A 13,584-nucleotide genomic window follows, 5' to 3' on the forward strand; every position below is an offset into this window, starting at 1 on the left:
GAATTACGCAACAAAGCCCATCACTGACAGAAAGATCGTGTAGTACATATAGCTATTTCTATTTACGATATAACTATATGAATAAAGTTAGCTTTTAAATACTCCAAGAATAGCGATAGTCTATACGGGACGTGTTTGCGAGTTGGGTACATCCCATAAATATTCACGATTGGAAATTCAGCTACGTTTTTAATTTTAACTAAGCTACCGCTGTTAACGTATTTATTAACAAATATGCTAGGGATCATTGCTATACCCATCCCATCCACTGCCGCTTGTATTAAGGTATTGCTATCTGAAATTACAGCGACCCACGGCTGCCGATATGAAAGGCTTTTTCCATCGACAGTTAGCATCCAGTAGTCGCCATCTCTCGAATTTCCCATATGTAAGCAATCATGATTTTTTAAGTCAGTATAATCGGAAGGTGCTTGATACTCGCTTATGTATGAAGGTGACGCATACAAGCCAAGCTCTGACTCTCCGAGTTTGGTCGCAATATAAGACGAATCTTGTAACTCGAATGAGAACCTGATGCTGAGATCGATCTCTTCCTCGATTAGGTTGAGGTGGCTATTAGATAAAGCAAGGTCAAAACGAATCCCTGTGTATTCTTTGCGAAATTCTTTAATCACCGTCATTAAATAAGGCCCCATCGCATCGGGAGCAGACAACCGGATTAAGCCCTCAGGATTGTTCTGATGAGCAGTTGTCAGCGAATCTTCTAATTGTTCAATATCACTCAATACCGCTTGCGCGCCTTCATAATAAGCTTTTCCCCCTGGAGTAAGATGCATACTGCGCGTTGTACGATTCAGCAATACAAACCCTAGAGAATCTTCCATTGCTGCAATGTGCCTGCCGACAATAGCAGGGGTAATACCTAACGCTTTCGCTGCTCTAGAAAAGCTGCCTTTATCGACAACAGTACAAAATAGCTGCATATTCCGATACTTATCCATTTGATACCTATTGTATTAAGTGAAGTTACTTTTTGGCGTATTATTCTATTTGTTAATGTTAATTATCTTTCATTAAATATCAATAGTGAAAATAGGAATCAACAATGTCACTGAATTCAAAAATAGCCACTTTGGCTCTAGCTCTTGGAATGGTCTCTGGTGCCAGCGCCACCGATGGTTTTGATCCTTCTAAGCCAGTAATGAAAGAACTAAAAGACGGTATCTATCAGTATTCTCAGTTTTTTTATAACAGTCTGGTTGTTATTACCGACGAGGGTGTGATTGTTACCGATCCTTCTGGCGATGTTCGTTCTGCACAAATGATGAAGGAGATCCGTAAAGTAACAGAGAAGCCTGTCAAAAAAGTGATTTACTCCCATGATCACTTTGACCACTCTCGCGGCGGTAAGATATTCAAAGAACAAGGTGCCGAATTTATCGCGCAGGAATACTGTACCGATTTGCTTTCACGAGATCTGGAAGACAAAGTAGCCTACCCAACAACAACCTACAAAGACCAGATGACAGTTTCTCTTGGTGGCAAAAATGTCGATCTGCATTACTACGGCAAGAATGATGGTAACTGTATGAGTATTGTTCACATGCCGGAAGATAAAGTACTTGTTGCAGTAGATTGGCATTTACCACAGTACTTAGTCAGCGGAGGACGCTTAATTGAACAGGACTATGTTGCTACATTGAACACGATAAAGCGCGTACGTAAAGAACTAGAGTTTGACACTATCATAAATGGTCACACTCCAGTCGACTCGCCAGAGCTACTAAAAGAAAGTGAAGAATTCGTTCAGGCTCTGTTTGATGCAGTATGGAAAGGTTTGCAAGAAGGAAAGTCTGTAGATGAACTAAAAGAGTCGATAAAGCTACCAAAATTCAGCCACTGGAAAGACTATAAAGAGCATTTTCCTGCTCATGTAGAGCGCATGGCTTATTCGATTTGGCACGGTAATTAATAGGATCTTTATGATGAAGCTGCATGTATTTGATAGCTGCCCATTTTGTGTTCGTGTTAAGACCGTTGTTGGGCTTAAAAATATTGATTGTGAAATTAGCCCTATGACTTTGGGGCAATTGCCAGAATCGTTAGAGGGGAAACTAGAGAGGTTGACTGTCCCTGTGCTTGAACAGCGACAGCATGATGGTAAGCATACGGTGATGGTTGAGAGCCTCGACATTATCCGCTACTTAGATCAACAAGATGAACCCATGTTCACCCGTTACGAAGTATCAGAAGCCCTGAACAACCTTCTAAAGCGGCTTTATCCGATCTCTGCACAGCTTTTGTATCCTCGCATGCCACGGCTTAATCTCCCTGAGCTGTCAACGCCAGATGCTCTCTGTCTATTTGTTGAGTCACGCAAAGGCGCATTAAGCCAATCCATTGAGCAGGCGTTGGTGAGAACAGAAGAGTACCTTCCGGAGCTTAAACGAATCTTGGAAGAGCTGGATTCCTTGCTCGATATTGATGTTCTTGTATCTGGTGAGCGCAAGTTGAACATTGACGACATAGCCGCGTTTTCTGAGCTACGAAACCACACAATGGTCGCTGAACTAGAAATGAGTGAGCGCATGATGAGCTTTGTTAGTTTCATCGCATCACGTTCTGGTATGTCGCTATATCCACCAATAAGTCAGTAAAGGGGTTTAAGATGGCAGGTAACAAATTTCTTCCACTACTGGTTATTTTTTCCCTCATACCTTTGGGGCCACTGGCTATTGATATCTACTTGCCATCTTTTCCGCAGATGATCGAGGCTTTTGCTGTCTCTGATAGCGAAATAAGACAGACTATTTCGATTTACGTTCTGGCTCTGGGTGTGAGTCAATTAATTGCGGGCCCAGTTTCTGATCGCAAGGGGCGTAAGTTCTCTGCCATGCTTGGGCTGTTCATGTATGCAGCAGGTAGCTTGTTGGTTGTGGCATCTTCGTCTTTAGAGATGCTATACGCAGCGCGAGCTCTGCAAGGCGTAGGCGCTTCATTTACTATGATCACCGCCATGGCTTGGGTTAGAGACAACTACGAAGGTGACGTTGCGGGTAAGTGGTTAAGCTATATGGGCGGCGTTACCAGTGCAGTACCAACCATTGCGCCGCTCATTGGTAGTGGGTTGGCTCTCTTATGGGGGTGGACAGGTGGCTTCTACCTCATGGCTGGTTTAGCTCTCTTGCTATTTGTTATATCAGCGGTAGCACTTCAGTCTAAGAAGAGTGTTAAGACCACGGTTGATGTAAAGAACACACAGGCACTTAAATGTAACGTGCGAGATATCTTAAGTAATCGTACATTTTTGGTGTATTCACTGACGAACATGCTCAGCTTTGGTGCTCTGCTAACTTACATTTCCGTTGCTCCAATTGTTGCAATCAGCGAAGGCGATTTTTCTCAAGTGGAGTTCTCACTTATGTTTGGAGTTATAGGAGGTTTTCAAATACTTGCTAGCCTTATAGCGCCCAGATTGATTAAGTCGTTTGGCCGTAGGAATACTGTGCGACTTGGTGCCACTGTTATCACCGTCGGAGGAATGGGGTTATTGTTTATAGGCTTTAATGCTACTTATTTATTCTTTGCTTTATCTGCATTGGGAGCAGCTGGCTTTAGCCTTTTATCTGGCTCTGCTACATCTCTTGCACTTGAACCTTTTAAGTATTGTGCTGGCTTGGCGACATCTATTGATGGCTTTTTCAGAATGATAGGAGGCGCACTGCTTGTCGCTACGTCCGGCCTCTTGGGAGTTAGCAGTATTTCTACACTGGCGGTAGTCATGCTGCTTTCACTACTGCCTGTTTTATTAATCACATTAGACAATCGAATGTTAAGTTCACCTAAAAGAGACTTAGGTTAGTCAGTAAGAAGTAATTAGAAGCAAAAAAGGATTGGTATCTCTACCAATCCTTTTTATGGATAGCCTTCCTATTTCGAAGATAGGATTTGCCTATTGAATCTATAGAAATGTCCGATTTCACTAATTTCCGGTGCGAATGCAATATAGCTCCATCGACGCGGGATAGCGTTAAACACTACAAATTAGAAAGAGAGTCGAATCATGATCAACACAGAAATCAAACCATTCAACGCAACAGCATTCAAAAACGGCGAATTCGTAGAAATCACTGAGCAAGACGTTAAAGGCAAGTGGGCTGTATTCTTCTTCTACCCAGCAGACTTCACATTTGTATGTCCAACTGAGCTAGTTGACCTACAAGACAAATACGCAGAGCTTCAATCTCGCGGCGTAGAAGTTTTCTCAGTATCAACTGACACGCACTTCTCTCACAAAGCATGGCACGATACTTCTGACAAAATCGGCACTATCGAATACTTCATGGTAGGCGACCAAACAGGCAACATCACAAATAACTTCAACGTTATGCGTGAAGGTCAGGGCCTTGCAGACCGTGCAACTTTCCTAATCGACCCTGAAGGCGTTATCCAAGCAATGGAAATCACTGCTGAAGGTATCGGCCGTGACGCTGAAGACCTACTACGCAAGGTTAAAGCGGCGCAATACGTAGCCGCTCACCCAGGTGAAGTTTGCCCAGCTAAATGGAAAGAAGGCGAAGAGACTCTAGCGCCATCTCTAGACCTAGTAGGCAAGATTTAATCTAAGCCTAGTTCAAAGAAGAACAGCTAAGAAATAACAAGTAAAACAGAACAGTTAAACGGTTCTACAGGCGCGCTTCGGCCCCCTCCTAAAGGGCAGTTGCGCGCCACCCTTTCAAAACATCAACACCACAATATTTGCCGACTTGCGCCCCCTTTTTATTTTCCTTTTTCAGCAAGAAGGTATTGGTCAATACCAAGACACAGAATTTAAGAGCAGGCACGATTATGTTAGATCAAGCAATGAAGCAGCAGCTAAAAGCATACCTAGAAAACCTAAAAACCAATGTTCAGTTAGTCCTTAGCCTGGATGACAGCGACACCGCGAACAAACTTCAAGATCTGGCGAATGATATCGCCTCTCTCACCCACAAAATTGAAGTAGTTCGAGATGATAGCGCAAGCACTCGCCGCCCAATTATGCAGGTCGTGAACCAAGAGAAAGGCACAGCGATCGGTTTTGCAGGTTTGCCTATGGGTCATGAGTTTACGTCACTGGTACTTGCACTGCTTCATAGTGGTGGTCACCCTATCAAGCTTAAAGCTGACGTAATTGAGCAAATTAAAGAGCTTAATCAAGAGCTTAATGTAGATATTTTTATCTCACTATCGTGCCAAAACTGTCCAGAAGTGGTTCAGGCGTTCAACATGATGTCGGCGATTAATCCTCTAGTTAAGACAACCATGATCGACGGCGCAGCATTCCAAGACGAAGTGAAGTCTCGCGACATCATGGCAGTTCCAAGCGTGTTTATTAACGGTGAGCTATTTGGTCAAGGCCGTATGTCACTGGCTGAAATCCTTAACAAAGTTGATTCAGGCGCTGCAGAAAAGAAAGCGGCAAACCTAGACCAACAAGCACCGTTTGATGTATTGGTTGTCGGCGGCGGCCCTGCAGGTTCTTCAGCCGCTATCTACGCAGCACGTAAAGGCATTCGTACCGGTGTGGTTGCTGATCGATTCGGTGGTCAAGTGATGGATACGATGGCGATTGAGAACTTTATCTCAGTGAAAGCGACGACCGGCCCTAAATTAGTGGCAAGCCTTGAAGAGCACGTAAAAGAGTACGGTGTTGAGATAATGACTGAGCAGCGCGCTGCAAACATCATTGCGGCAGAAGACACAGAAGACGGCTACATCCACGTTGAGCTAGAGAGCGGCGCAACATTACGATCTCGCACGGTCATCACAAGTACCGGTGCTCGCTGGCGTGAAATGAACGTTCCGGGTGAGCAAGACTACCGCAACAAAGGCGTCGCTTACTGCCCACACTGTGACGGCCCTTTATTCAAAGGTAAGAAAACAGCGGTTATTGGTGGCGGTAACTCAGGTATCGAAGCGGCAATTGATTTAGCGGGTATAGTTGAACACGTAACCGTACTTGAATTTGCAGACACATTGCGTGCCGACCAAGTGCTTATCGACAAAGCGAACGCAACACCAAACATCGAAATCATCAAGATGGCTCAAACCACACAAGTGATTGGTGATGGCAACCGCGTAACCGGTCTGGAATACAAAGACCGTAACACCGACGAACTAAAACAGATCGAACTTGCGGGTATCTTTGTTCAAATCGGCCTGATGCCAAACAGCGAATGGTTGAAGGGTTCGAAAGTTGAGCTGTCACCACGCGGTGAAATTGAAATTAACGCTCATGGCGCAACATCAATGAAAGGTGTGTTCGCAGCGGGTGACGTAACAACCGTACCTTACAAACAGATCATCATTGCGATGGGTGAAGGTGCAAAAGCAAGCTTAGGTGCATTTGACCACCTAATCCGTAACTCAGCTCCAGTTAAAGAGGCTGAAACGGCTTAAGCTTTAAACTTAAAACTTAAAACTTAAAACTTAAAACTTAAAACTTAAAAGCTTCTAGGCATAAAAGCTTTTAACTCAAGTTCCTTAAATATTTGTTAACTTAATTCTTTACTGTTAACGACTTAGTCGACTTTTAGACACCACTCCTATGGATTTAGGAGTGGTTTTTTTTATTTGTAGAGACGCTTTATGCTGGTTGATAAAGCATAAAGGCAACCACCATCGCTAAGCTTCCACCCAAACAACGGTTCACAAACATCATCTGTTTTGGTGATTGCAGTAATTTTTTCAGCATGGTGCCGCAATACGCCCACACCAACATGCACGGCACACCAGTAATCACCATACCCGCGATAATGGTCACTACTTGAATCAAGTAATCTGCATTCGGAGTAATGAACTGTGAAAACACGGTCAATGACGCTATCCAACCTTTAGGGTTTAACACCTGCACCAACACACCTGACATAAAACCTGAACGTTTATCTGTGGTGCTTTCTTCGATTTGCATGTTCGCAATCGACCATGCCATGAACAGCAAATAAGCCGCACCCGCGTATTTCAAAATGTTGTATAGCTCTGGGTAAAGGGTAAATAGGCTCACCAAACCGACACTGGAACCGGCCAGTACGATGATGATGCCAACAGCGTTTCCAGAGATAAAAGGTAAAGTCGCAGCAAACCCATAACGACTTGAAATCCCAAGTAATGCGATATTGCCTGCCCCAGGTGTAATTGCAATTGATGTTGAAAATAGCAAGAACGCCAGCATTAATTGAGAGCTCATTTCCTCTCACTCCTAATAAGTAAAGTATTTATACGGAGAGAGTTTACAGATTCGATTAGGAATTAAATTGCTATATAGGCTAATATTAATGCAAATTTGAGCAAGACTTTTCTAAAAACACCATGAAACAGAAAGAATCCACCAAAGAAGTGTTAGATGACACAGATATCGCCATCTTAGAACATATCCAACAAGACGGACGCATGAGCAACAGTAAGCTCGCAGAGAAAGTGAACCTCAGCGAGACCCCGTGCTGGCGCCGTTGGAAACGCATGGAAGAGACGGGTTATATCGATGGTTACGCCGCGAAGCTAAACCGCAAAAAGCTTGGTTTTCATGTAGCTGGTTTTACTCTTGTGACCTTGGGTAACCATGAAGTAGAAAACACAGAACCGTTTGAAGAGTTTGTCGAAGTAACCGATTGGATTCCTATGTGTCACTGCATTGCAGGTGGTGCCGACTATATGATTCAAGTGCTAGCGAAAGATTTGGAAGAGTACTTTGAGCGTATTAGCTCGATCAGGCGAGTAAAAGGCGTAAGTGCGATTCAGTCGAATATCTCGGTTAAAGAGTTGAAAAACAGCTATAAGTTGCCTCTTGGGGACTAGTTCACTTCTCCTGACAGCCCTTTTCTTTAAGAAAAATAAAAGCCCAGCTCCCTAGATTTCTATAACTTAGGGGCTGGGCTTTGTTATTTTGAAACAGATATCGTTTATTTACGCTTGCTATTCACAAGGGTGAGCTAAATGAATCAGCGCCAAACCACCTAGAGACGTTTCACGATACTTCTTATTCATGTCTTTACCCGTCTGATACATAGTAGCGATAACCTTATCCAATGAAATCAGGCTTTTGCTGTTACGTTTGAGTGCCATTCGTGAAGCATTAATCGCTTTCATCGAGCCCATCGCAATTTCTGCCGCAATGCAAATCTGCTCATTACTGCCACCACGTAAAGCGGTTAAACCCGCTGCCGCCATAGAAGACGAAACACCCACTTCACCTTGGCACCCCACTTCGGCACCAGAAATAGAAGCGTTGGTTTTGTACAAAATACCAATCGCGCCCGATACGGCTAAGAAGTCTTTTAACTGCTTAGTATCCAACTCTTTAATGAAGCGATGGTAATACATCAATACAGCTGGAATAACGCCCGCGGCACCATTAGTTGGTGATGTCACAACTTGGCCACCAGCCGCATTTTCTTCACTCACCGCAAAGGCGAACAAGTTAATCCAATCCATGATTTCCATTGGATCGTTTTCAACGGCCGCATTCGCTTCAAGCTTCTTCAACAAATTTGGAGCACGACGAGTGACGTTCAAACCACCATCAAGAATGCCTTCAGTTTCAAAGCCACGCTCCATACAACGAGTCATTACTCGCCAGATTTGATCGGCCTTTTCTGAAATAGCATCCGCGCTTTGGAAAGCCGATTCATTTTGTAGAATCATGCCACCCAAACTCATGCCGCTGTCTTCTGCTTTTCTCAGCATTTCATCGGCATTTTTGAATGGGAAAGGGACTTCTACTGTTTGGGTTTGAGTTCCATTCTGCAGTTCATCCGCGGTTGCGATAAAACCGCCGCCAATCGAATAGTAAGTTTCATCGACAATCACGTTTCCACTTTGGTCGAACGCAGTAATCATCATGCCGTTTTCATGCAGAGGCAGATTATCTTCGTGAAATAGCATGTCGGTTTGATAATTGAAGCCAATGGTGTGATGGCCACTCAGCTGCATTTCACCACTGTCGATAGCAAGACGCATCGCTTCATTAGCGCTGGTGATCTTAATCGTGTCTGGCTTATTGCCGAGCAAACCCAAGATGGTTGCTCTGTCGGTGTGGTGACCTATGCCAGTCAATGACAAAGAACCTTATAAATCCACCTGAACACGAACCACTTCCGTGATTTTATCCGCGACTAATTGAGTGAAATGGAAACCCGCAATCATTGGGCCGTTAGTGTGTGAGCTCGATGGCCCTACACCAATTTTGTAGATATCAAAGATCGATAACATAGATATACCAGTAAAAAATCGGTCAATTAAGAAAGAGCGGCATAAAGCCAATCAGGGATAACAGTACAAGCAGCAATCGTCACAACAGCGAACACCAACAAGCCGTAATGACTCGCGGTAGGCTTTGCAAACAAATGCTTTTGCTTGGCTATAAATTCGTTTTGTTGCTCCGTCACTTCTCCCCAGAAGCGGCTCACAACAACACCTAACAGTAAGAAAACCACAGTGCCAATCAAGGCAAACCAAGGCCAAGAGATGCCACTGTATTTAGCAATGAACACCACAGCTACACTGCCAATACTGCCTGCAATCACCCCTTTCTCATTTGCCTTTTTAAAGAACAAACCAAGGATGAAAGAGCCAAGGCGAATACCAACAAAAATGGACGTCAGGCTGGCAATCGTCTTAAGCACAGATTCGTTAGAAACCGCCATCAAAGCCGGTACGACAACTGAAGCCGCAGCAACCAAGCTCATCTTTCTTGCCACCGATTCATAATGTGCATCGGAAGCTTTCTTACGGAAAAAGCGCTTATAGAAATCGAACGTTGCCACTGTCGCCATTGAGTTATAAGTCGAATCCAGTGTCGACATTGCCGCTGCCGATAGTGCGGAAATCACCAAACCAACAACGATTGGGTTGGTATGGTTAAACACGAAATCGAGAATCACTTCATTGCTGTTTTCAAAGCTTTGCTCTTGATAAAAAACACTCAATAGAACGCCCATTACAGAGAAAAACAGGTAAATAAAGAATGCGCCGTAACCACAAAGCAGCATCGATTTTTGTGCTGTCTTCACGTTCTTTGTTGCCAACGTTCTTTGAATAATCAGTTGGTTAGTGCCATACACACTTAGATGTAAGAAGCTCACAGCCACCACACCCGCCCATAAGGTGGTATCAACACCCAAGTCGAAATCAAGATTGATGATGTTTAGATATTCAGGAGACAACACCTCACCTGCATCAATCTTCATTAGCAATAAGGCAAAAATAGCAATACTGCCGATGATCAATACCGCCGACTGCAACATGTCTGTCCATATGACGGTCGAGATCCCCCCTGCATAGGTATACAGAGCGGTAAACAAACTGATGTAGATGATCGCCTCGGAGATACTCACCGGCAACACTTGCACCAAGATCAGTGCAACCGCATACAAAATCACACCTGCCGAAATACACTGAACCACAATAAACACGATAGAGTTGATCGTGCGAGCAACAACGCCAAAGCGGTGCTCTAGGTATTCATAAATCGAGGTTAGGCCGAGTTTGTAAAACACCGGGACAAAGAAAACCACAGCGAAAAAGATCACTATTGGATAATTCAAATGGACGCTCATCGCTTCCATGCCTGAGCTATAAACCCAGCCCGGCATGCCCACGAACGTCATTGCGCTGATGTAGGTGGCAAGAATCGACACACCTGCCGTAAACCAACCAAATTGTTTTCCGCCCGTTGAGAAATCGCCACCAACGCTATAACGCTTGTTCACTAAGTAACTGATAAATAGAGTAGTTAGTACATAAAGAGCAATAACCACAAAACTTGAGTACGTAACCATTTTTAGATTCCGTTTATTATATTTCGCAATTCATTCGCCGCCAATAGTACTCAAAAATGGATACTTTCCCTCAAAAACCCACAATAAGTGTGAGTATTGTCACTAAGATAGATGATTAAACACTCTAAATGGCCAAAAAGTCCCAAAACAACGATCTAATGAGATCAAGATCACTAAAATGCACAGAATGGGTACGCACTCATTTTAAAATTGACTTTGATCACGGATCTAATAACCACAAAAATTCTATTATCTCTCCCGAAATGAAGATGGTGTGGTGATATTCAATAACCGTCACACAATAATCGAAACTAAAAACACCCTATAAAAAATAAAGGTTTATCGGTCATGACTACTAAAAAACACATGAGCGAAGTTCCTATGATTCAAAGGGTAGCTGCTTATCTTGCAATTCTAGTTGGCTACTTTTTCTATTGTTATAACTTTGTAATTATTGACTACGTACGCCCATACATCGTTGATGCGTATGATGGTATTAACTTGGCGGATACCGCTCAGTTCTATACATGGCAGTCGGTTGGTGCACTTATTGGTGCTCTGAGCTGTGCATGGGTGGCATCAAACTTTGGTAAGAAATCGACTCTTATTGTCATCACTGCACTTAACGGTGGCGCAACCATCATCAACATGATGTTTACTGACTACGCGATGTGGGCAGCAATGCGTTTCATCATCGGTATTTCTTTAGGTGGTTACTTCACGGTAGCGGTAAGCCTGATGATAGGCCTATTTACACCAACGGTTCGCGGTAAGTTAACCGCATTCGCTTCTTCTATGTTCTCGGTCGCTCTGATGGCAATGGGTGCTTACGCAGCGTTCATTTCTAGCGTTGATGCACCTTGGCAGAGCCTAATGTGGGTGGGTGGTATTCCTCCTCTCGTTGCTGCTGCACTGATGATCTTCATCCTGCCTAGCGACAAAAAAGTGATCGCTTACGGTGAAGAAGATCAAGCCGCAGCTGAAGCATCGAATAAACCAGCGAAGAAAGGTTCTTGGGGTGAAATGCTAAGCGCGCCTTACCGCAAGCTAACCATCACTTGTCTACTACTGGCTGGCCTTAACTTCTATGGCTACCAATTCTTCTCAGGCTTCGTGACAACGTACCTGAAAGAAGTTCGCCAATTTGACGGTTCAACTATCGGCATCATCTTCTCTATCTCAGCGTTCGGTTCTCTATTCGGTGCTTGGGTATGGGGTGCAATCGCCGACAAATACGGCCGTAAAGTGAACGCGTTTGGTTTCATCCTTGCGGGTGTCATGGCTTCAGTCTTCTTCGTAGCACCAAGCGACGTGATGATCGGCAGCCTAAACATGCTGGCTATCCTAGGCCTTATCTACAACTTCGGTCTGTCTGCTTCTGCGGTATGGGGTGGTTACTTCTCTGAGTTGTTCCCTGCTCACCTACGTAGCTTCGGTGCAGCTCTGTTCCACGGTGGTCGTATCATCGGCATGTGGGCACCAATGGTGTTGGTATTCATCCAAGAGCGCAGCGACCTTGCGACAGCAATGTGGGGCTCGCCAATCGTATGGATTCTAGCTGGCCTACTGTGGCTATCTCTACCAGAAACATTGAAAGGCGGCATTTTCGACAAGAGCAAAAAAGCGGAAACAGCAAAAGCTTAATCCCCTTTATTTGAACGCCTCTAAAGACGCAAATAAACATCAATCCGGCTGAGCAGTCAGCCGGAAACAAAATCCAAATCGAGTCCTGTTCCGAATGTTGACTCGACAACAAAACGAGAATTAATTATGTCTAAATATCAAGAAGCTAAACGCATTGTTCGTGACTACTTTGACGCTATCGAAAACGCAACACACGAGAACGTTGCTGAAGTTTTAAAAGCGCACACGTCTGAAGATTACTTGTGGCGCGGTGTTTACCCATTCCGCGAGCAAGAAGGCGCACAAGCAGCGGCTGACGTATTCTGGGCGCCAATGATGAAGTCAATGACTCGCATGCAGCGTCGTCAAGATATCTTCATCGGCGGTAACAACGAAGTTAACCCTGATGAGATTTGGGTAATGAGCATGGGTCACTTCATGGGTCTGTTCGACGCTGAATACCTTGGCATGCGCCCTACTGGCAAGATCATGAACGTTCGCTACGCAGAATTTAACTGTGTTGTTGATGGAAAAATCACAAAGACAGGCCTGTTCCTAGATCTTCTAGGCATGATGGATCAAGCGGGTTGCTACCCACTTCCACCATCAACAGGTAAGCACTTCGTTTACCCTGGTCCACGTAATCACGATGGTCTGCTATTCGAAGATGCAGCTCCAGAAGAAGGCGTTGCAACGCTTGCTCTAGTAAACAAAATGGTTGATGACCTGTCTGCTCTTAACGACAGCGGCGCGATGGGTTGCCCACCAGAAGTACTAGCGAAGAGCTGGTCAAAAGACATGATTTGGTACGGCCCATGTGGTATCGGCGCGTCTTACACGATTCCTCGCTACCAACAGCAGCACCAACTTCCTTTCCGTAACAACCTGAAAGACAAGAAGTTCAACGGTCACGTTTGTCGTTTCGCTGAAGGTAACTTCTCTTGTTTCTTCGGTTGGCCAAACCTATCAAACACACCAACAGGTGGCTTCCTAGGTATGACTGGCGGCGAAGTACGCGCAAACATGCAAGTGGTTGACGTGTACTACCGTGACGGCGACAAACTGTCTGAGAACTGGGTTCTTATCGACCTTCCTTACTGGCTACAACAGCAAGGTCTGGACGTGTTCGAACGTACTTCATCTATCATGAATCCAACGCTGTAACCATGTCCTATTGCCTACC

At 44.5% G+C, this 13,584-nt stretch carries 11 protein-coding genes and 1 pseudogene; 8 read left to right on the top strand and 4 right to left on the bottom strand.

The genetic code is table 11. The annotated features are described in order from the left end of the window. Positions 1-62 precede the first annotated feature (62 nt). Positions 63-962, bottom strand: a complete 900-nt coding sequence (locus tag AACT19_RS23325) for a LysR family transcriptional regulator (RefSeq protein WP_004736360.1) — start codon at positions 960-962, stop codon at positions 63-65. Between the two features lie 104 nt (positions 963-1,066). Between AACT19_RS23325 and AACT19_RS23330 the strand changes: the two genes are divergently transcribed. The 5 genes from AACT19_RS23330 (at position 1,067) to ahpF (ending at position 6,402) form a co-directional block, all read left to right on the top strand. Continuing rightward, positions 1,067-1,933, top strand: a complete 867-nt coding sequence (locus AACT19_RS23330) for an MBL fold metallo-hydrolase (RefSeq protein WP_065607706.1) — start codon at positions 1,067-1,069, stop codon at positions 1,931-1,933. Between the two features lie 13 nt (positions 1,934-1,946). Continuing rightward, complete coding sequence (grxB, locus tag AACT19_RS23335) at positions 1,947-2,618, top strand: glutaredoxin 2 (RefSeq protein ID WP_065607708.1); 672 nt, start codon at positions 1,947-1,949, stop codon at positions 2,616-2,618. Positions 2,619-2,629: 11 nt separating this feature from the next. Further along, positions 2,630-3,823: a multidrug effflux MFS transporter gene (locus AACT19_RS23340; protein WP_065607710.1), complete on the top strand. Its 1,194-nt coding sequence runs from the start codon at positions 2,630-2,632 to the stop codon at positions 3,821-3,823. A gap of 201 nt (positions 3,824-4,024) precedes the next feature. Beyond that, positions 4,025-4,582 carry an alkyl hydroperoxide reductase subunit C gene (gene ahpC, locus AACT19_RS23345; RefSeq protein ID WP_004736364.1) on the top strand — a complete coding sequence of 186 codons (558 nt, stop codon included), beginning with the start codon at positions 4,025-4,027 and terminating at the stop codon, positions 4,580-4,582. A gap of 227 nt (positions 4,583-4,809) precedes the next feature. Continuing rightward, positions 4,810-6,402 (top strand): alkyl hydroperoxide reductase subunit F, encoded by a 1,593-nt coding sequence (ahpF, locus tag AACT19_RS23350; RefSeq protein ID WP_076648994.1) that lies wholly within the window; start codon positions 4,810-4,812, stop codon positions 6,400-6,402. Positions 6,403-6,589: 187 nt separating this feature from the next. Here the strand turns inward: ahpF and AACT19_RS23355 are convergent, their stop codons facing one another. Next, the gene (locus AACT19_RS23355) at positions 6,590-7,189 is read right to left on the bottom strand and encodes a LysE family translocator (RefSeq protein WP_004736366.1); all 600 of its coding nucleotides are present in this window, start codon (positions 7,187-7,189) and stop codon (positions 6,590-6,592) included. A 122-nt stretch (positions 7,190-7,311) separates the two neighbouring features. On the opposite strand from AACT19_RS23355, the gene AACT19_RS23360 reads away from it, so the two are divergent. Then, positions 7,312-7,797 carry an Lrp/AsnC family transcriptional regulator gene (locus AACT19_RS23360; protein WP_004736367.1) on the top strand — a complete coding sequence of 162 codons (486 nt, stop codon included), beginning with the start codon at positions 7,312-7,314 and terminating at the stop codon, positions 7,795-7,797. A 117-nt stretch (positions 7,798-7,914) separates the two neighbouring features. Here AACT19_RS23360 and AACT19_RS23365 read toward each other — a convergent pair. Together AACT19_RS23365 and AACT19_RS23370 are read right to left on the bottom strand one after the other, a co-directional pair. Further along, a pseudogene (locus AACT19_RS23365) lies at positions 7,915-9,210 on the bottom strand (L-serine ammonia-lyase). 26 nt (positions 9,211-9,236) lie between these two features. Continuing rightward, positions 9,237-10,778, bottom strand: coding sequence for a sodium:solute symporter family transporter (locus AACT19_RS23370; protein WP_076648996.1), 1,542 nt, complete (start codon positions 10,776-10,778; stop codon positions 9,237-9,239). A gap of 348 nt (positions 10,779-11,126) precedes the next feature. Here AACT19_RS23370 and AACT19_RS23375 point away from each other — a divergent pair, with 348 nt between their 5' ends. After that, positions 11,127-12,422, top strand: coding sequence for an MFS transporter (locus AACT19_RS23375; protein WP_004736371.1), 1,296 nt, complete (start codon positions 11,127-11,129; stop codon positions 12,420-12,422). A 126-nt stretch (positions 12,423-12,548) separates the two neighbouring features. Further along, positions 12,549-13,565 carry a nuclear transport factor 2 family protein gene (locus AACT19_RS23380; RefSeq protein WP_004736372.1) on the top strand — a complete coding sequence of 339 codons (1,017 nt, stop codon included), beginning with the start codon at positions 12,549-12,551 and terminating at the stop codon, positions 13,563-13,565. Positions 13,566-13,584 lie beyond the last annotated feature (19 nt).

This window comes from Vibrio sp. 10N.222.47.A9 (assembly GCF_963872585.1).
GTDB classification, from domain to species: Bacteria; Pseudomonadota; Gammaproteobacteria; order Enterobacterales; family Vibrionaceae; genus Vibrio; species Vibrio splendidus.